The following is a 19,425-nucleotide window of genomic DNA, read 5'->3' as shown; positions in this document are numbered from 1 at the left end:
TAGTTACGTTCCCTCCGCCGTCCGCTCGGGACGGCTCGACGTGGCAAAGTCCGGCAGGTCGACGACCACGACGCTCCCGCGTGGCTCCCGGTCTCCGAACGATAGGTCTCCACCCAGCCGCGTTACGGTCCAGTAGACCAGCCAGAGGCCGATCCCACTGCCGTGTCTGACTGGCGTCTCCTCACCGTCGAGGAGGACGGCCCGCTCCTCGGGTGGGATCCCCGGGCCGTCGTCTGCGACCTCGATCCGCCCACCGGCGGCCGTCGAGCGGACGCGGATCGTCACTGACGGTGTCTCCCGGTCGGTGTGGGTCACGGCGTTCTCGAGCAGTTCCACGACCACGAGTTCGATGGCGTCGCGATCGGATCGGAGCTTGACGCTCGCCGGCGTGTCGAGCGTGATGTCGCCGTCCACGCCCCCGTCGGCGACCGACCGCACGATCGCGACGAGGTCACACGCTTCGCGATCGAGGCGTGCCTCCGTCAGGACGCGCTCGGATCGCTCGACGGCGTCGGCGAGCTCGACCAGCCCGCTCGCGAGCGTTCCGATCCGGTCGACGTACTGACTGGCCTCCGCCGCCGGGAGTTCCCCGTCGCGGATCGGTTCCGCGAACCCGCGGATCGCGTCGAGGTCGTTCCGGAGGTTGTGTCGGATCACCCTGTTGAGGACCTGAATCCGCTGTTCCCGGGTCCGACGATCCGTCACGTCCTCGAACCGGTAGGCACGGCCGCGGCCCTCGTCGATCGCGGTCCGGTCGACGACGAACTCCCGTCGCCCGGCGGTTGTCTCGAGCGTGATCGGCTGCTCGACAGACGGATCCTTAGGGATGTCTACCACGTCCGCGAGCGACTGGTCCCGGAGTCGGGTGGTCCCGACGCCGAAGGTGTCCGCGGCGGCCCGGTTCACGTCCAGCAGTCGGCCGGTTCGATCGACGACGATCACGGGCGCGGACATCGCGTCGAGAGCAGTCTCGCGTGCGAGATGCCCCGCCGCAGCCGCGCGTTCGAAGGCGTCGGTACCGAACGAGATCCAGGCGAAGACTGCGATGATAGCGATCAACTGGAGGAAGACGACGCCATAGATCGATGCGCCGCCCACTCGGCCGCCGTACCCGATCGAGAGCGGGAGAAACGAGATCCCGACCCCTGCGAAGACGAACGCCACCGCGGAGCCAAGCGGCAGGTCGTCATACGCCACCGCCGACCTGACGAGCAAGATCACGCCGAGCAAGCCCAGCGAGAACACGGTCACCTGCAGGCCGAACGTCGTGAGATACGACAGTTGCCCGAGCAGGCCCAGCCGTATCCTGCCCGTCTGCTGGCCCCACGTGACCGCCGTGCTCGCGACCGTCAGGCCGCCCAGGACCACGATCACCACCCAGCGCCACGGCGTGATCGCCGGCCCGCGGCCGGTGTACTCGAAGACGAACGCGATCCACAACAGCGACGCGAAGGCGTACCCCCCGATGAGGAGCAACTCGCTGACCGCGTCGAGTTCGATCGGCACTGCCCCGGAGCGGCCCAACGCGATCGTCGCGCCGAGGCCGGCCAGCAGCATGGCGACCAGCGCGTACGGCACGGCCCCCGGATGCTCGCGCCGTGCGGTTCGCCCCGCGATCAGGACCCCAGCCCCCAGCACGATGACACCGAGAACGGTCCAGACGGGGCGGATCACTTTCCGTCACCCCCGCCCGGTGCCGGTGGGGCCGCTCCGCGTGCGTCAGCCGTCGGGAGCCCAACGACGACCGCCCATCGCCCGTCGTCGGTCCGCTTCGCCGAGAGCTGTCCACCGAGTTGTTCGAGCGCCAGGCGTGTGACCGCAAGCGGGAGGTCGGCGTCGCGTTCCTGCTCCCCACACTCGGCCCCAACCGGGCGATCGTCGGTGATCCGGATTGCCGGCCCGTCAGTGTCGAGGGCGATCTCGACCCGCGTCACTGCGTTGGCACAAGCGTCTTCGAGCACTGGTTCGAGGAGCGACGATAGCAAGGTCGGGGTCACTGTGGTATCGATCGGCTCTCCGGGCACGTCGATCGCGATCTGTGGACCCGGCTCGGTGGCGATCGAGTCACGGAGTTCACGAACGACGGGCCGAATGCCGAGTCGCTGCTCCGGGGTGACCGCCCCCTCGGCGATGGCACGCTCGATCGAGCGCGTCCCCGCGACGAGCGTCGTGAGTTCGGTCGTCCGCTCCCAGATCCGATCCGCGAGCGCCGCGGCGTCGCCATCCCCCGGCTCGGCGGTCCACGACGCCGTCTCGTCGGCCACCGCGGCCATGCGTCCCCGGACCACCTCGACGAGGAACTGACTGAGCAGGGTTAGCTGTTCCTCCCGCTGTCGTCTGTCGGTGACGTCCGTACAGCGAACCAGATAGCCGAACGAACGGTCTCTCCCGTCGGTGACAGGATCGGCCGTCACGGACAGCGTCGTCCCGTCCGCGAGTTCGACTCGAAGCGGTTCCCCGTCCCCCGCTAGCTCCCCGGGAGCGACGGGCGTCGGGAAGAGCGACTCGATCGGCTCGTCCAGGGCCGACGCCCGCGAGACGTCGAACAGCCGTTCCGCGGCAGGATTGAGGTCGTGCAGCTGCCCCCGCCGGTCGGCGATGAGCACGCCGTCGGCCAGTTCGTCGACAACCCGATCGCGGCCCAGAACCCGTGCGGCCGGTGGCGTCTCGAAGACTGGGTAACGAACGACGGCAACCACCACCAGCCCACACCCAACCGACGTGAGCGCGGGCAGGAGGATCGGCCGTTCGAATAGCTGCGCGACGAAACTCCCGGCGAGCAACACGATCGCACCGGCGGACAGCAACACCGGTTCCCGGAGCGGGACTGCCTGCTGTCCGATCGACGTCCACAGGAGCAAGAACACGCCGATTGTCACCAGAAATCCCACCAGGAGGTACGCCACCGTCAACAGCTGAAAGGCGATCGTCGACGGGTCACCGAGTGCGACCCCCGCGATCGCGACGGCACCGAGCGACACCCCCGCGACGATCCCCGCAGTCACCTGCGTTACGCGTCGCGACCGACCGGTGTATCGAAACGCGAACAGTACCCACAGCCCGCCGACGATTACCGCGGTAGTCGTCCCGACGACGACCCACGCCGTCGCATCGAGGTCCCAGCCGGTCACCGCGAGCGCCGCGTTCGGCGGCGTGAGATCGGCGACCAGCAGGTGCAGGACGGTGCCCACGGCCGTGGCCAGGCCGACGCCCAGGAGTGGACGGGCACTGCCCCGTTCACGATCGCCCAGCAGGGTTACGATCAGCCCAACAGCTACCAGCGCCGCGAACGCGGTGATACCGAGGCGGAGTACAGTGAGGGGCGCCATGTGTCCGTGGTCTATCGACTGTCGCGTCGGTCCGAAGCCATCGACGTGGCGGCCCCGGCCGAGAGCAGGGGCCGACTATATCTGCCCGTGATCGCTGGCGTGTGGGTTCGACTGGCGGCCCGCGCCACTTGGATACCGGGGGTCGCGAGATCCGGCTGAGACGCGACTGCTCAGTCGTTCGCCGGGACGGGCGTCGACTGCTCGACGTGGGGGCCGGACGGGCGGGCTGATTCGAGGACCACCGTTATCTCGCCGTCGTCGAAGGTCACCGCAACCGAGTCGACGACGGGGCGATACACTTTGTGGTGGTGGCCCTCGGCCGCGTCGATCCGGTGCTCGGTTTCGAGCATCCCGAGATCAACGAGCGCGTTGAGCCGTCGGAACGCTGTCGGCCGGGACATGTCGGTTGCCGCCGCGACCTCCCGCCCGCTCCGGGGCTGATCGAGGACGGCCTCGACGGCCGCTCGCGTGTACTCGTCGCCAAGGGCTTCGAGCAGCGCCGTCGGGTCGTCGTGGTGCCATTCGTCGTTTCGATCCGTGGCGGAGGGGGTGCCTGCCGGTGCGTCGGGACCAACTCGGGGTCGGAGTGGTTCGCTCGACATCTGTACATCGGGAGAGGTGTCCCGGGGCCGTATCGATGGCAGCTAGCTATCGAGGCGGCGGTCTTCGACACCCTCTAGCTATACAGACACGAGCGATCAACGCCGGTCGGCACCCCTCGATTTCGGCATGGGGGCGAGGAACGCTGCTGTCCGTCGCCGGAAGGGCCGGCATTTATATAAAGAGCGAGGCGAATATCCCGACCCACCGTGGTCGGGGATGAAGCCGTCACACCAGGATACAAACCATTAAGTCGACATATCTCTAACCAATAGATAGCGATGGAATACAGCTACCGCTACCAAGCTTACCCGACACAAGCGGTAGCGGAGCGGCTGGAGCACCATCTCGATGTTCATCGCCAACTCTACAACCACGTCCGCTGGGATTACGAGAATAGCCCCGCGGACGACAAGCCGAGCGAGTACGAACAGAACAACAAACTCCCCGAGTGGAAGCGCAAGTGGCCGCTATTCAGTGATCTACACTCGAAAGCCGCCCAAGCCACCGTCGCACGCTTCCACCACAATCTCACTGTCTTGAGCAAACTCAAGGAGAGGGGGTACAACGTCGGTCGGCTCACACGCCAAGCGCCCAGTGATTACCGGAGTGTGACGTACAACCAAAGTGGTTTCGACCTCGATGAAAAGAGGGGCCACGACAAAGACGCGTCCGTCCGCTTCAGTAAGATTGGGTGGGTAAAAATCCGCTACTCACGTCCAATCCCTGACCACGCCACGATTAAAGAAGTCACGGTCAAACAGGAGACAACTGGCGAGTGGTTCGTCTCTTTCGGGCTGGAAATCGACGATGCTGCCCTCCCCGAGAAGCCCGACGTGGACTCGTTGGACGCGAGCAACAGCGTGGGTATCGACCTCGGCATTCTCAACTACATCCACACGTCGGACGGAACGACAGTGGAGTGGCTTGATCTCGAAGACGAATACGAGCGTCTGCGCCGCGAGCAACGCACCCTCTCACGAAAGGAGAAGGGGTCGAACAACTACGAGAAGCAACGGAAGCAGGTCGCTACGGTGAAGCGTCGGGTTCGTCGCAAAGTGCTGGACTACCAGCACAAGATAACGAAGTATCTCGTCCGTGAGTATGATGCGGTGTTCGTGGAAGATCTCAATGTGAAGGGGATGCTTCAGGGCGATGGAAACGCCCGGAACAAGCAGAACGCGGCGTGGCGACAATTCATCACGCTCCTCGAATACAAGGCCGACCTGCACGGCACGCACGTCGTGCAGGTCGAACCCGAGGGAACAACCAAAGAGTGTGCTCGGTGTGGCGTGGAAACGGCGAAACCCATCTGGATCAGGGAACACTCCTGCCCCTCCTGTGGATTCGAGACGGATCGGGACGCGAATGCGGCGATGAACGTGTTGCAGAGAGGCTTTCAGGAGTTAGGGCTGGGATGGCCCGAAGACACGCCTGTTGAGACTGTGACCGCTACGGACACGATTCAGTTTGAATCTGTGTCTGCAAGTCACGTCGTGGAAACAGGAAGCCTGCCCTCGTGAGAGCAGGATTCCCCGCGCCACCGTGCGCGGGGAACATTCAAGAGCGGTCGCCGCGGAACTGTGCCCGATGGGTGCCACCGACGAACTCCCGAACGCGCTGGTGGTCGACGACGAACGGGAGGTCGCGGACGCCTACGCGCTCCGCCTGCGCGGGCTCTGTGACGTCGAGACTGCCTACGACGGCGAGACAGCGCTGGAGACCGTCCGCGATCGCGAGATTGACGTCATCCTCCTCGATCGGCACATGCCCGGCATATCCGGCGACGACGTGCTTGAAGAACTCGCGGCGATGACGTTCACCGGGCGGGTCATCATGGTCACGGCGATCGATCCCGACTTCGACGTCCTCGACATGCCGTTTGACGACTACCTCTGTAAGCCGGTCGATCGCGAGGACGTCCGGGCGGCCGTGACTCAGCAGTGTACCATCCTCGGGTACGCGACGCTGGGGGAGTACTTCAGCGTCGAAGCGAAGCGACAGGTCATCGCGGCCGAACTCCCGGCCGATCAGCGCGAGTCCCACGAGGCCTACCAGCGCAGGCAGGAACGGTCACGGCGGCTTGAACGACGCGTGCGCCGACTCCTGGGGGAAGCGACGGAACTACTCGACGCCTTCGACGACATTGCGCGCGAAAGTGGGTGATCGCCGTCGGAAACAGAACGGAAAACAGGGCGGGTTAGGGTGGGAAGCGACAACCGGCGGGCAAGCCGGGGCCGGATACTGACCCCCCGCCTCCGACCTGGGCGGGCACAGGCGGCTACGCGGTGATGGGCCGTCAAACAGTGGCCAGCGTTTCCGGACGTGAAACAGTCTCTGACGGGTCGTTTCGGGGCCGGTCTACGGGTTCCGGGACGAAATCAGCGTCCCGTGTGTCCGTGCGTGTTCTGTTCGTGGTCACGGGAGACGTGCTCGCGCACGTCGGAGAGCGAGTCGAACCGTCGGGGACAGTGGGAACATTTCAGGAGCGGCATCGTGACACCTCCACGTTTCACCGTATTCGACCCACGCTCATATACCTGACAGAAGGTCAAAGGGGCGTTTGAACCGCGTTCGGCGGCGGTGTTGTCCGGGGGCCCAACGCACCCGTTCACTCACCTGCGCTGTCGTCGAGATGCCACGAGAGTCCGAGCGTCTCCGTGATCGACCGGGGATCCGAGAGATGCGGGACGACCATCGCAACGCTCTCGTTGGCGTCGTCGTCGGTATCGACCATTTCGGGACCCGGGACGAACAGCTCCATCGTCGTGTCGTCCGTCAAATACACGTCGAAATCGAGAGTCTCAGTTCCGAGCAGGCGATCGATCAGTCCTTCCGAGCGCGTGATATCAGTGATCGCATGCTTCTCTACTTTCGCCTGTGGTTCCCCGAGGAGACGGTCGTAGGCCACGAGCACGTCGTCGTAGCAGTGGTATTCGAGCGTCCCGTACCGGAGATAGCGCGTGGTTGCTCGCACTGCCACGAAGAACCCGCCCAGGCCGAGGCCGACGACGACGATCCCGACGCTCGACGCGAGCACGCCAAAGCCGACGATCAAAGCGGTGACGAACCCGATCGCGCCAGCCAGATAGGCGAGCCCGTGAAGCAGGGCATCGACGATTGCCGCCGTCCGACTCATCGATGTCCGGAGACCCGGTTCCGCGTCCGGCGTCTCGACGGGTTCGGGTTCGATCTCGGTGCGTTTGCTCCCGTAGAGCCGCGAGAACAGGCTCCGGCGGTCGTCGTCACGTTCGAGTCGGCTCGCCCGGATGTCGTAGGCGAGTTTCCCGACGGCGAGGACCAGCACCGACCGCCGGGGATCGAGGATTGCAGTCGTCTCCACGGTCGATTCAAGCGAGAGAAAGGCCATGAACAGGAGGCCGACGACGAAGAGGTACTTGAAGGGAACGAGCAGCAACGAGCGAGGGGAGTGCTCGCGATACCCGTTTCCACGGAAGTACTCGCGGTAGGTGTCGATCCCGCGGGTGAGAAACACCGCGGCCCCCCCGAGGAGGAACGCAGCCGCGTCGGCCTCGGTGACCGTCGGCCGCGTCAGTGCGAAAGCGACGAACGCCAGTCCGACGACGACGGGTGCGATGACGACCGCGAAGACGAGCGTCGGGACGTTCCGCGGGTACACCGGCGGGAGCCGCCCCGGCACTCCGACCGCACCGCGTTTCTCCTGGAGTGGCCCGAGCAGCCTGAAGCGGTCGTCGATGGCGTTGTTGGGTCGCTTGTGGGCGAAGGGGATCTTGACTACGGTCCAGACGCAGATCGCCGCCAGCTCGGCCTGGTAGACGAGCAACAGGGCCGTCGGCGACCACCCGAAACAGAGGACGCCGGCGATCGGAAGGAGGTTCCCGACGACGACGGGGAGGTCACGGAGCCACGCGGGAGCGGGCAACGAATCGATGGTGGAGGGCGGGACGCGCACGTGTCGGGGTCACAGGTGGCGATCCTCTTCGGTTTGTCGGTCCAACGGGTCGACGGCGGTGGAAAGACCGACTCTCATGGGTCGATCTCGACTGGATCGAAGATGTCCTCGATAGCGCAGTCGAAGTGCTCCGCAAGGGCGAAGGCGAGTTCGAGCGACGGGTTGTAGCGATCACGTTCGATCGCGTTGATCGTCTGACGCGTCACGCCGACCGCCTGCGCGAGGTCGCCCTGGCTCACGCCTTGGGCTTCCCGTCGTTCGGAGAGGTCATTACGCATGGGTCAGTACTGTCGTTTGACGATCCCGAAACAGACGCCGTACAGCAGGAACAGCGCCGAGAGCGTGAGGACGATGCCCGAGACGACGCCCGAGATCTCGAGGACGTCGCCGGCGTCGAGAACGTAGACTGCCGGCAACACACTCAACCCGACGACCATCGTGATCCCGATGAGTAGCCCGCTGGCCCGGTTGTGGAGTTCGTAATCGCGCTCGTCCTGCAGTGTCCTGTCGCTCCAGACGGGCCCAACCACGGCAATGCCGCCGGCGAACCATGCACCGACCATGTAGACGACGGTACCGGCGAGGTGCTGCCCAACCGCCAACCCGGCGAGGAGTGCAAGGATGGCGACGGCGGCGATACCGTAAACGAGCCCCCGGTAGCGTTGACGGGTCAGGTTCAGTACGTTTCCAGTAGTCACGGTTGAGCCTCGTTGTCGTCAAGGCTGTTTTACACCGCGATCATATAGTTGGTGTCATCCGCCGTCGGGAGCGAACCGCACGATCGGTAACGACGGATGGCGTCGATCGGACACCGTTACGGGAGACGATAGGTTTCGAGCCGATGGACGGCGAGTCGGTAGGCGAGCGGGAGCGCGAGGGCTGCACTCGCAAGGGCGAGCCACGCGACCGTCTCAAGCATCCCTGCACCGATATCGAGTCCGAACGGCAGCCACTGCGACACCAGGGCAGACCCCAGAACCCGAGCGGTCCCGTCGGCGACGAATGCGACAGCGAGGACGACCGTACTCAGCACGATCGAGAAGAGGGTGTAGGCACGCTTGCTCGGCGGGACTGCCTGTCGACCCCCGTCCAGACTGATCCCCTCGAAGCGCGGGAAGACGGACCCGATTCCGGTCGCGAGGACGGCGCTTCCCGCGACAGCACCGACGCCGGCGAGGGCGAGGGAGGCCAGCACGGCCAGGGAACTGTCGGCCAGGTAGCCAGCCCCGAGCGCGATGCCGACGGTCGGCGGAGCGGCGACGAGCGTGGCGGCGACAACGGTGCCGTGGACGACGTGTCGGCCCCGTGCCGGGGACGTCAGCAGCCTGGGCAGCGTCCCGCCCTGGTTCCCCAGTGGATTCAGCGGCACGACCGCGCCGGCCGCCCACGCCCCGTACCAGACGACGAACCAGGGAACGTACCACGGGACGGTGCCGGTCGTCACCGCACTCTCGACGAAGAGGATCCCGGCCAAAAGCGGCGGAGCGACGAAGACGAACTGGAACGGCGACCGGACCGCCCGCCTGAGCGTCGTACTTGCGACGCCACGCGTCGCGGGCGTTCGACAGAGCACGTCGAGCACGTCGTCAAGCCGGGAGTCGGGGGCAGCCGGCAGATCCGGGTCCTCGTCGTCAGTCCTGCGGGCTGGATCTGCGAGCCACGCGTAGCGAGCGATCGGGACCGAAAGGATCGTTCCACCGACGACGACCAGCGGGGCGACGGCGAGGAGCCAGAGAACGCCGGCGACGGGTACGCCGGCACCGGGCGTCGTCACAACGGTGAGATGCCCGAACCACGTTAGCGGGGGCGAGGTCAGAACTGGGTGGAGGGAGACGACCAGGGTGACCAACTCGCCGGTCACCGAGAGCGTGACGTACGCGAGGCCGATCCCGACGCCGAGCACCGTCGTCAGCCGCTTGAGGTTCGCCGAGCGGCGGACCACACCCTTCAGCGCCAACCCGACCGGGTAGCCGACCGCCGTCGCAGTCGTCGGTATGAGCACGGCCGCACCGGCGACTCCGACCAGCGGGAGTGGTGAGCCAGTCCCGACGACGAGTCCCGCACCGCCGGCCAGGCCGAGACCGATCGTGTACACCGAGAACTTCGCGGCGGCCGACAGCAGGAGTCCGCCCACAAGGTCCGCGGCGGGTCGGATCGTGAGGTACTGTCCGCCGTGATCGAGATCGCCGTTCGTCCCAAAGGCGTCCCCCGCGAGGAAGACCGCCAGGAAGACCCAGACCACGCTCGTCGCCAAGACGAGCCACGTCGGGAGTCTCTCCCCGGCGGCGATCGCCGCGCCGACGTCACTCGCGATCGCGTACGTCTGGACGAGGAAGAACGCGCCCATCACGCCAACGACTGCGCTAAAGGCGAGCCAGAGATCCTGGTGTCTGACCCAGCGATACCCCCGCAACAGGTCGATCCGGGCGACCTCCAGGCTCCGGGCCGGGACCGGCAGGAACGAGTACAGCCACCCTCCCACCGACCGGACGCCGCGGTCGCTCGACGCACTCGTCGAGGACCGCGACAGCACAGACGACTCCTCAGCCATCCGCCCCACCTCCGCCGGCGGCTGCCTGGGTGGTTGCCGACGATGCCGGTTGATCGGCGGGCGATCCGTCCCGTTCGGCAGTGATCTCGAGGAAGGCCGTCTCGAGATCGGGCGACGCTTCGGCCCGTCGCTTCAATTCCGCGGGCGGGGCCTCCGCGACGAGCGTCCCCTCGTCGATGACGCCGACGGTGTCGGCCAGTTCCTCGACGACGGGCAGGATGTGCGTCGAGAGGAAAACGGTCATCTCCCGGGTGACGAGATCGGCGATCGTGTTTCTGACGGTGCGGGCGGCGCGCGGATCGAGGCCGGCGGTCGGTTCGTCGAGAAAGACCACGTCGGGGTCGTGAAACAGCGCCGCGATGATCCCGACCTTCTTGGTCATCCCTGTCGAGTAGGCTTCGATCCGGCTATCGGCGTCTTCGAGCAGGCCAAATCGACCGAGGAGCGTCTCGATCCGCTCGTCGGCTCGCTCGTCGTCGATTCCGTGGAGACGGGCGACGTGACGCAGGTGCTCCCAGGCGGTGAGTTCCTCGAAGACTGGCGGGTCAGCCGGGAGATAGCCGATCCGTTGGGTCAGTGCCGGCCGGTTCGAGATCGGCACGCCCGCAACCGTCCCGGACCCGGCTGTCGGTTCCGAGAGGGAAACCAGCATTCGCATGGTCGTGGTCTTCCCGGCTCCGTTCGGCCCGAGAAATCCGTAGACGCTTCCTCGCGGGACCGACAGCGAGAGGTCATCGACCACGGGGTCCTCGCCGTAGCGCTTCGTGAGGCCGTCGGCGACGACAGCTGGTTCCGTCATTGTGGCTCCCTCCTCGAACATGGGACACCGGGCGTTCGTCGACCACATGGCGATGCGTGCTGTGGGGACCGTGTTGGGGCGGAGTCGTCCGTCATGGGTGTAAACAACTCTTTACAGTAAAGCATGTTTTACACAGGGGGATAAATGTGATGGTCGGATTGCTCGGGGAGCACCGCCGATTCAATCGTTGCAGACACACTGAGTAGCGACTACCGCAATGCGACGAGGCCGTCGATCTCACCGAGCCGGTTGCGTACGCCCATACTTGCGTTTCCGGGTCACACCGATACCATAGCTTGCACGGTTTCCGAATCCGAAACGCCGAACAATCCGTATATCTCTTGGCGGCAAACGCCGGAACGGACGTCCTGTCGACGACCGTCCAGCAAGCCCGTCGATCAGTGCGACCCAGTCGAGCCACATCAGACATTCAATCCATGCGCCCTCCCTTCGCCCTCGTCGTGATCGCCGCCGTCGTCATCGTCCGTCCCCTTCGGGTATCACTCCGTCCGGGGAGGTGGGGATACTCCCGCCGTTGCTGTAACGGCCCCGAAACTGACAGACAGTTCCCGCCACCGATGACCCGAGACATCACCATCCGCGAAACGAGAGACGATGTCTGACAGACGACAGTTTCTCGGAACAGTCGGGAGTTTGCTTGGCATCACGTCCATATCAGGCTGCTTCGGGCTAGTGATGACCGACAGTGCCGATCCGATCTATCCGGGCGGCACGGTGGTTATCGAGAACACGGCCGCGCGTTCACTTCCGGTCTCGGTAACGGCCGTCGAAGACCGATACGAAGCGTCCCTCGAAACGATCGTTCCCGCCGGCGAGACCCGGGTCCGGCGCGAATTCGTTGTTGCCGAGGCCGGGGACCTCGTTACGCTTGCGGCACGCCTCGGCGACAGTGGGGGCCCATACCCCTTCGAATTCCTCCCGGCCGGCGGCGAGAACAACGCCCGGCCGGAAGTCGCCAGGCTGACGATTCGAAACGCTGTCGAGCCGAGGGCTGATTGGACTGCAGAGCGTGCTTCGCGGTGACCCTCTCGCTGGGCCGTGCCCGTGCTCACGCCGGGATCGACCGCTGCACTTCTGCAACACCGTCGATCAGCCGTCTGTCGTTCCGTTCGCCGTCGCCCGTCAGTCCGGCCGCGCGTTTATACCGGAGGGGGCGGCCAACTGGCGTATGCACGATGGCATTCACGTCGTCGCCGGGGAGTGTACGACTACGTTCGACGGTTCTCGCGTCCGCGAGCACGAACAGCGCGGGCAGGTCCTGGTCGTCGTCAAGCCGGACAACACGGTCCTGGTCCACGACGCCGAGGGGTACCAGCCGGTCGCGTGGCTCACCCGGGCGGAGACGGTGACGATCGACGGAACCCACCTCGCGGCGACCGACGGCGACCAGCGCCTCACCGTCGAGATCCACGACGAGACGGCGAGCGGTCGCTACCCTGCCAGCGCCGCGGGGTCGCCCGTCGGCGAGTGTCCTGACTGCGGAGCGGCCCTCGTCCGGGTTACCGACGCCGTCGCCTGCACGGGTTGTGACGCCCGCCATGGACTCCCCGGCGACGCCGAAGTCATCGACGATCACTGCGAGTGTGGCCTCCCGAAAATGCGGGTCGAACGCGGTCGAGCATTCGAAGTCTGTGTCGACCGCGACTGCGAATCGATGGACGACGCCGTCGCCGAGGTCTTCGACCGCGAGTGGGACTGTCCGAACTGTGAGGGCGATCTCCGGGTTCTCCGTCGCGGCGGCTTGCTCGCAGGTTGTGAGCATTATCCCGAGTGTGACACCGGCTTTGCGTTCCCCGCCGGCGTCGTGGTCGGCGAGTGTACCTGTGGCCTTCCGCTGTTCGAGACCGCCGGCGGGCGGCGGTGTCTGGACGCGACCTGTGAGGCCTGGCGGGACGGTTCGGGCGGCGTTCCGGCGGAACCCTGACACGGCGATGGGCCGTTTCCCTTCGACCGGCCGCTGTGGGCTTGGACCGTAGCGCCTTTGCCCGCCCGCCGGCAGGTCAGACCATGGAACTGGTCCGTGAGGGAGACGTGGTCCGCGGGGGTAGCGAGGCTCGCGAGCGCTTCTATGACTCCCGTGGGTACGGTCATGTCGAGGCCGGCGGGCTGGTGTTGGCACCGGTCGAGGCCGCCCATCTTCTCTACCGGGGTGACGTCGAACACGTCCGGGATGCCACAACCGGCGATGCGTTGGACTTCCGGACGCTCGTTTCCTCGGCCGCCGTCTCGGAGATCGCCGTCTTAGTCTACAAGGACCTCCGGGATCGGGGGTTCTACCTCTCGCCCGCCCGCGAGGGCTGGGTCGACGATCCAGCGGGGGCCGACTTCGTTGTCTACCCGCGTGGACAGGGGCCCTGGGACGACGATGTCGCCTATCGGATCCGGGCGATAAGTGAGCGGACGGCCGTCTCCGCGGCCACGCTGGGCGATAGCGTCCTGGCAGTCGTCGACGAGGAGTCGGCGATCACCTATCTCGAAACGGGCCACCCCGAGATCGACGGCTCGACGACGGTCGACCTGTCGACCGGGGTCGCGGCCGACCTGCTGGGCGACCGAGTCCTGGTCTGGGACCCGCCAGAAGCACTCTACCACGAGGGGTTCTACGGCCAACCGCTCGACGACGAGACGGGCGAGCCCATCCAGCTCTCGCTGATCGAGGCCGCCGCGTTGGCCCGCCAAGGCGTGCTCGACGTCGAGGGCGGTGCGGACGCGATCGTCGAGTGCGGTCGCGAGGTCGAGGGCGAGCGCTTCGACCGTCGCCTCGCGGTCTATCGGGCACTCCGCGAGCGTGGCGTCGTGCCCAAGACGGGCTACAAGTTCGGCGCTGATTTCCGGACGTACGCCGACGTCGAGACCGTCGACTCGCTGGGCCACTCCGAGTTGCTCGTGCGGGTGTTACCGGCGAATCACGCTTTCACGCCGCGCGATCTCGCGCTTGACGTCCGACTGGCCCACGGCGTTCGAAAGCGGATGGTGTTCGCGCTGGTGGCGGAGGCTGACGCGGACGGCGACCCCCGAATCGAGTGGCTCGAAGTCGGGCGACTGACGCCATAGACGGTATTGGCCGTCCCTCTCTCGTCGATCAGTCGTCTTCATGAAGTGCTTCGAGACGTGATTCGATCCACTCCAGGACAGTAAAGAGGACGCCGAGATGGTGTGATTCGTCGATCCCGGATTCCTCGATACCCGCGGCGTCCGGCGGTGGATGGACGTGTGCTCGTGGTGCCTCGGGCTTCGGGTGGCGGTCCCATCGGCATTGCCAGTCGTCTCGTTCGTGGGTTTCGAGATAGTGGAACGTGTAGTCGCCACCCTCGAACCAGCGAACGTCCAGTCGGACGTCAGTGACTGATCGAGGGTACTGGCTGGCGTCGAGATGGACTTCGAGCAGCCGAGGCGACATCGAATCCGGCTCGAATGCCCACCCCACGACGAGTGGGTGTGTCTCGGCGCGTCGGGCAAGCAAAGAGAGCGTCGCCACGTCGAGCGCTCCACTCGCCTGATCGTGGCGGGATCCACCCGCCGTCTCGTCGTCGTTCACGCCCGCGCCTCGCCGTCGAGTCGTGTCTCGGCGCGCTGGACGGCCCGACGCAGGACACGGATATCCCGACGAACCGTCCGCCACTCGTTCAATCCTTCCCAGTGGTCGTGGAGTGCGTCGTGATCCTCGGTTTCGACATCCTCGCTCGTGACGGCGTCGGGCTCCGGGACGCCGTAGCGCGTCTGAAAGGCCTCGTCCGCTTCGAGCAACGAGTCCACGCGCTCGCGGAGCTCCGCCGGTCGATGCTCGCGAGCGAGGCGCTCGACGCGCTTCCAGGTCAGGTAGGCGTCGTTTCGCCGGTACGTGGCCGGGCGTCCGTCGTCTCGCCTGGCGACTCCCATCTCGACGAGTTGCTCCAGGGATTCTCGGGCACCCGTCTCCGAGCAATCGGCTCGCTCGGCGATCTCGCCGGCGGTGCCCGGTGATTGGGTGCCGACGATCACGTCGTAGACTCGCTGAAACGTCGTCCGCTCCTCTCGCCACCGGCTGCCCGGGCTCGTATCGATCATACGATTGATACGGCATAACGAGTTATATATGTTTTCACGACCGGATATATTGTCTTTGTGGCGATGTCCTGCCTGTTGGATCGTTCAGGCGTGTTGTGATCCACTCTCGGGCGTGTCGTCTCACAACAGTTAAACCCCTGCTGGTGGAGACGTACGCACATGGCGTCCACTTCCCCCGACGTCCGTCGCTGGCACCCCCGGGAAGTGGACAGTGTCGCCGTCGCCGGTCGGCGGGCGTAACTCGTCGCCCGGCGGGCGATGCTCCCTCCGCTTTCTCGGCCCGGTGGCTTCGAGCACCAACCACACGAGACACGACACCAATGACGCGAGACTCACACACCGACGACGAACCGACAGACGACCGACGGCGTGAACAGGCCACCCCCCGACTCCGCACTGACGGCGGCGCAGCCGCCGGTGCCGACGACACGACGCTTGATCCGTGGGGCTCCTCGACGGTCGCCGACTACCGCAACCTCTTCGAGGAGTTCGGCATCGAGGAGTTCGACGAAATCCTGCCCGATGTCCCTGCGCCCCACTATCTGATGCGCCGCGGGGTCATCTTCGGCCATCGTGACTACCGGCCGGTCGCCCGCGCCATGCGCGACGACGACCCATTCGCCGTCCTCTCGGGATTCATGCCCACCGGCGACCCCCACATCGGCCACAAACTCGTCTTCGACGAGATCATCTGGCATCAACGCCAGGGCGGGGACGCCTACGGCCTCATCGCTGATCTGGAGGCCCACGCCGCCCGCGGACTCACGTGGGACGAGATCGACGAGCACGCCCGTGACTACATCCTCTCGCTGCTCGCGCTGGGCTTCGACCCGGAGGAAGGGACGCTCTATCGACAGTCCGAGAACCGCGAGTTGCAGGATCTGGCGTTCGAACTCGGCGCGGAGGCCCGCTTCGCCGAGTTCGAGGGGATCTACGGCTTCGACGGCGAGACCGATGTCAGTCACATGCAGAGCGTCGTCACGCAGATCGCGGACATCCTCTACCCGCAACTCGACGAGCCGAAACCGACCGTCATCCCGGTGGGTCCCGACCAGGATCCGCACATGCGCCTGGCGAGAGACGTCGCCGCCCGGATGCGCTATTTCGGCGTCACGAAGGCCTACGCCTCCTTCGAGACCGACGACGAGGAGCGAGCGCTGCTTGCGGAGGCCTACGAGACGCTTGCCGGCGACCATCCGGGAGAGACGATCCGGTGTGGCGACGCCGCGACCTACCTCGACAACGAGCGTGATCGCGACGCGACTGACGGTGGCGCGATGACCAAAGATCGCCTCATCACGATGCTCCGGGAGGCCGGCAAGGAACCGCTCCGTCCCCGCGTCCGGTTCCTCGACCGCAACGCCACCGAGGAGGCCTTCGAGGCCCTGATCGAGGCCATCGACGGCGAGAAGCGGGTTTACGACGAGCACATCGACGCCTTCGAACTGGATCACGAGGCCGCCGCGGCACTCGCCCGCGAGGTCGAACTCGCCAACGGCGGCTACGGCTTCTTGGCCCCCTCCTCGATCTATCACCGCTTCATGACCGGTCTGACCGGCGGGAAGATGTCCTCGTCCGTTCCGGAGAGTCACATCAGCCTGCTCGACGATCCCGAAGACGGCTACGACAAGGTCCGGGCGGCGACGACCGGCGGCCGCGAGACCGCAGAGGAACAGCGCGAACTCGGCGGGAAACCCGACGAGTGCCCGGTCTACGAACTCTACGCCTACCTGCTGGCGGATGACGACGACGAGTTCGCGACCGAAGTGTACGAGGAGTGTGCCGGCGGCGAGCGACTCTGTGGCGGCTGCAAGGAACAGGCCGCCGAACTGATGGAGTCTTTCCTCGAAGATCACCAGGAAAAACGCGAGGAGTGGACTGAGAAACTCGACGAACTCGATATCGACTTCGATTCGAGCCGTAAACGAACTTGATCGACCGTCCTCGATTCGCTACTTCTGCCACCGGGTGAGTCCGCCTCCCCTGGCGATCCGAACCCCTCGTCTCGTTTTTCGCTCACCCCTCATTCGCTAGAATCCTCTTCGGCATCAGTTAGTCGCGTTACCCTCTACGCTGGCGATCCGGACGCTCGTCGTCCCCGAAACGGCCCTGATCGACCGGGTTTCGTTCGCTTCGGACGCGACGAACCGGAGCGACCCGACCGACGTGGACGCGTTGGCAGCCGGGAGCGGGCGCGACCCGACGAGTGTTCCGTTCCGGCGCACCCGAAGTTCGAAGCCGTCCGCCGTCGGTGCAACCGCGACCCGGCGACCGTCGATGCGGGCGTCAGCAGTCGCGGGGGCCGATCTGAACGACCGCGTCGTCGTGCCCTCCGTGCGGAGGTCGACGGCGTAGACGCTCTCGTTCCCCACGACGCTGACCGCCTGCCGTTCAACATCGACTGTCTGCTCCCAGTCGAGGCCACCGACGCGGACGGTCGCCGACCCGTCGTGGGCCAGTCGATCCGGGCTGATCGCCTCGATCCAGACCGCCCGGCGCTCGCTGGCGACGATGACGCCGCTCGACGTTCCGTCGAAGATTTCGCTGTCCCAGGTGAGTGCTCGCCCCTCGCTGACGTTTTCGGCGTAGGTGATCGTGTAGTCCTGTATCTCGACCTCGCCGGTGTCCGCCAGCGAGGCCGTGCTCACGGTGGCCGGGCTGAACAGGAGGCCGAGCAGTGCGACCACGGCGAGTGCGCCAAGGAGCGTCCCGGTTGCCTTGCCTGGACGGGGGATCGACGGCACTGGAACGCGTCCGACCCAGCCGCCCGTCGGCACCGCGGCGATGAGGTGGCCGAGGGCCCATTTCAGGAGTTTGAGAACCAGATAGCCACTGCCGGCGACGACGCCGAGCGCTAACGCTCTGGCGGCCAGTTCCGAGATCGGCTCGACGAGGACGTACGCCACGAACGTGAGTCCGACGATCAGTACCTCCCGGACCCACGTCGGCATCGAAACGGCAGCGACCCGACGGCGGAGTGCTCCCGGAATCACGCCGGTGTCGATATCCGGTTGCCAGGACAGCGACAGAAGCGCGCGTGGGGCCGAGATCCCCGGCCGCGCGCCGGTCGCCGCAAGCGTCACCAGGAGCGTCCCGAGCAGTACCATCACGACGCCCGCACCGCGATACAACACGTAGACGCCCTCGACCCCGGAGCTGACCACCAACCACAGCGACTTCGTGAGGGCGAAGGCGATCACCGCGCCGAACAGCCTGACCGGTTCCGGCGTCCAATCGTACCGACGGAGGAGGCCGATTCCCAGTAGGATGCCGATGAGGAAGCCCAGCAGGTGGCCCTGGAAGGCGATCCCGGCCCAGGAAGGTGGCGTCGGCGGGCCGACCGACCGCGTCGCCTCGACGACCGGCTGTTCGGCGGCGTCGACGAGGACTCCCAGCGCGTCGTGGGCGACGATGGCGAGGACGGCAGCGAGCGGTCGCGTCATCAGAGCGAAACCAGCGAGGGCGTAGACCGCCCCCGAGTAGCCAAGGACCCACCCGAGGACGAACGGTGAGGGGACCACGGCCAGGCCAATCATGCCGAGCGAAATCAGAAGGATTCGGACTCCCGGGCGACGCAGTCTGTTCCACCGTCGGGAGGCAGTGTCGTCCCTGTCCCCTGGGTAGTGGCCGATTGCGTGCTCGACGATCGCGCCGAACACCACCAGCCCCGTCATGTTCCCGAGCAGGTGAGCGGGACCGGCATGTGCCAGTCCCGACGTGAGGAGTCCGACCGGTTCGAAGAGGCTCCAGGAACGGAAGGGGATCGTCAGTGGCTGGCTCCAGTGTCCGATGCCGCCCTGGACGAACAGGTAGAAGCCGACGACCAGCGCCGCCGTCGCGAACGTCGCCCAGGGGACCCCCCGGACGAACCGATCCCGGGTCAGAGACTCCCAGCGCCCGCGACCGCCGACGAACCACCAGTAGCCACCCGAGAACACGACGACTGCGGCCAGGAGGACCATCCAGGGTATCATCCGATTGGCCCTGTCGGACAGTGCGTGCTTGAATCGTTCGATTCTCCAGATCTTCGCCAGTAATGCCTACGATGGAACCATCCATGAACCCGCAGCCGGCCGGACAATCCGAACTGCCGTCCGCGAATGGGTACCTCGCAGTGATATTCGCGGAAGATGGGAAGACCTTT

General features: G+C 66.0%; 17 protein-coding genes. 6 read left to right on the top strand and 11 right to left on the bottom strand.

Annotated features, from left to right (window positions below; translation table 11 throughout):
- Nucleotides 1-3: 3 nt before the first annotated feature.
- The 3 genes from HBNXHr_RS13965 to HBNXHr_RS13955 all read right to left on the bottom strand — a co-directional run bounded on the left by HBNXHr_RS13965 (nt 4) and on the right by HBNXHr_RS13955 (nt 3,931).
- Complete coding sequence (locus HBNXHr_RS13965; protein ID WP_275882608.1) at nt 4-1,674, bottom strand: ATP-binding protein; 1,671 nt, start codon at nt 1,672-1,674, stop codon at nt 4-6.
- Nucleotides 1,671-3,329, bottom strand: coding sequence for a PAS domain-containing protein (locus HBNXHr_RS13960; protein ID WP_275882607.1), 1,659 nt, complete (start codon nt 3,327-3,329; stop codon nt 1,671-1,673). The genes HBNXHr_RS13965 and HBNXHr_RS13960 overlap by 4 nt, the downstream gene beginning before the upstream one ends.
- 170 nt (nt 3,330-3,499) lie before the next feature.
- Nucleotides 3,500-3,931 carry a winged helix-turn-helix domain-containing protein gene (locus tag HBNXHr_RS13955; protein WP_275882606.1) on the bottom strand — a complete coding sequence of 144 codons (432 nt, stop codon included), beginning with the start codon at nt 3,929-3,931 and terminating at the stop codon, nt 3,500-3,502.
- 279 nt (nt 3,932-4,210) lie between these two features.
- Between HBNXHr_RS13955 and HBNXHr_RS13950 the strand changes: the two genes are divergently transcribed.
- Both HBNXHr_RS13950 and HBNXHr_RS13945 read left to right on the top strand, forming a co-directional pair.
- Complete coding sequence (locus tag HBNXHr_RS13950) at nt 4,211-5,452, top strand: transposase (RefSeq protein WP_275882605.1); 1,242 nt, start codon at nt 4,211-4,213, stop codon at nt 5,450-5,452.
- Nucleotides 5,453-5,519: 67 nt separating this feature from the next.
- Nucleotides 5,520-6,095 carry a response regulator gene (locus HBNXHr_RS13945; RefSeq protein WP_275738186.1) on the top strand — a complete coding sequence of 192 codons (576 nt, stop codon included), beginning with the start codon at nt 5,520-5,522 and terminating at the stop codon, nt 6,093-6,095.
- 445 nt (nt 6,096-6,540) lie between these two features.
- Here HBNXHr_RS13945 and HBNXHr_RS13940 read toward each other — a convergent pair whose 3' ends face one another.
- The 5 genes from HBNXHr_RS13940 to HBNXHr_RS13920 form a co-directional block, all read right to left on the bottom strand.
- Nucleotides 6,541-7,863 carry a DUF6498-containing protein gene (locus HBNXHr_RS13940; protein ID WP_275738184.1) on the bottom strand — a complete coding sequence of 441 codons (1,323 nt, stop codon included), beginning with the start codon at nt 7,861-7,863 and terminating at the stop codon, nt 6,541-6,543.
- Between the two features lie 74 nt (nt 7,864-7,937).
- Nucleotides 7,938-8,141, bottom strand: a complete 204-nt coding sequence (locus HBNXHr_RS13935) for a helix-turn-helix transcriptional regulator (protein WP_275738183.1) — start codon at nt 8,139-8,141, stop codon at nt 7,938-7,940.
- Nucleotides 8,142-8,144: 3 nt separating this feature from the next.
- On the bottom strand, nt 8,145-8,561 hold the full coding sequence (locus HBNXHr_RS13930) for a DUF2178 domain-containing protein (protein WP_275882604.1): 417 nt from the start codon (nt 8,559-8,561) through the stop codon (nt 8,145-8,147).
- Nucleotides 8,562-8,677: 116 nt separating this feature from the next.
- A complete protein-coding gene (locus HBNXHr_RS13925) occupies nt 8,678-10,414 on the bottom strand; it encodes a hypothetical protein (protein WP_275882603.1) in 1,737 nt (578 codons plus the stop codon).
- The gene (locus HBNXHr_RS13920; RefSeq protein ID WP_275882602.1) at nt 10,407-11,213 is read right to left on the bottom strand and encodes an ABC transporter ATP-binding protein; all 807 of its coding nucleotides are present in this window, start codon (nt 11,211-11,213) and stop codon (nt 10,407-10,409) included. Before HBNXHr_RS13920 ends, HBNXHr_RS13925 begins: the two co-directional genes overlap by 8 nt.
- A 615-nt stretch (nt 11,214-11,828) precedes the next feature.
- Here HBNXHr_RS13920 and HBNXHr_RS13915 point away from each other — a divergent pair.
- The 3 genes from HBNXHr_RS13915 (at nt 11,829) to endA (ending at nt 14,288) form a co-directional block, all read left to right on the top strand.
- Nucleotides 11,829-12,257 carry a hypothetical protein gene (locus tag HBNXHr_RS13915; protein WP_275882601.1) on the top strand — a complete coding sequence of 143 codons (429 nt, stop codon included), beginning with the start codon at nt 11,829-11,831 and terminating at the stop codon, nt 12,255-12,257.
- A 145-nt stretch (nt 12,258-12,402) separates the two neighbouring features.
- Nucleotides 12,403-13,158 (top strand): endonuclease NucS domain-containing protein, encoded by a 756-nt coding sequence (locus HBNXHr_RS13910; protein WP_275738173.1) that lies wholly within the window; start codon nt 12,403-12,405, stop codon nt 13,156-13,158.
- A gap of 83 nt (nt 13,159-13,241) precedes the next feature.
- On the top strand, nt 13,242-14,288 hold the full coding sequence (endA, locus tag HBNXHr_RS13905; protein ID WP_275882600.1) for a tRNA-intron lyase: 1,047 nt from the start codon (nt 13,242-13,244) through the stop codon (nt 14,286-14,288).
- A gap of 28 nt (nt 14,289-14,316) precedes the next feature.
- On the opposite strand, the gene HBNXHr_RS13900 is transcribed toward endA, so the two are convergent.
- On the bottom strand, nt 14,317-14,772 hold the full coding sequence (locus HBNXHr_RS13900; protein WP_275882599.1) for a hypothetical protein: 456 nt from the start codon (nt 14,770-14,772) through the stop codon (nt 14,317-14,319).
- Complete coding sequence (locus HBNXHr_RS13895; RefSeq protein ID WP_275882598.1) at nt 14,769-15,281, bottom strand: helix-turn-helix domain-containing protein; 513 nt, start codon at nt 15,279-15,281, stop codon at nt 14,769-14,771. Before HBNXHr_RS13895 ends, HBNXHr_RS13900 begins: the two co-directional genes overlap by 4 nt.
- 320 nt (nt 15,282-15,601) lie before the next feature.
- Between HBNXHr_RS13895 and HBNXHr_RS13890 the strand changes: the two genes are divergently transcribed.
- Complete coding sequence (locus HBNXHr_RS13890; RefSeq protein WP_275882597.1) at nt 15,602-17,215, top strand: tryptophan--tRNA ligase; 1,614 nt, start codon at nt 15,602-15,604, stop codon at nt 17,213-17,215.
- Nucleotides 17,216-17,329: 114 nt separating this feature from the next.
- Here HBNXHr_RS13890 and HBNXHr_RS13885 read toward each other — a convergent pair whose 3' ends face one another.
- Entirely contained in the window at nt 17,330-19,255 is a 1,926-nt protein-coding gene (locus HBNXHr_RS13885) for a rhomboid family intramembrane serine protease (protein WP_275882596.1), read from the bottom strand.
- Nucleotides 19,256-19,425: the final 170 nt, after the last annotated feature.

This window comes from Halorhabdus sp. BNX81 (assembly GCF_029229925.1).
GTDB lineage: Archaea > Halobacteriota > Halobacteria > Halobacteriales > Haloarculaceae > Halorhabdus.
The sequence above is the reverse complement of the archived record's forward strand: the minus strand, read 5'-3'. Positions and strand labels throughout refer to the sequence as shown.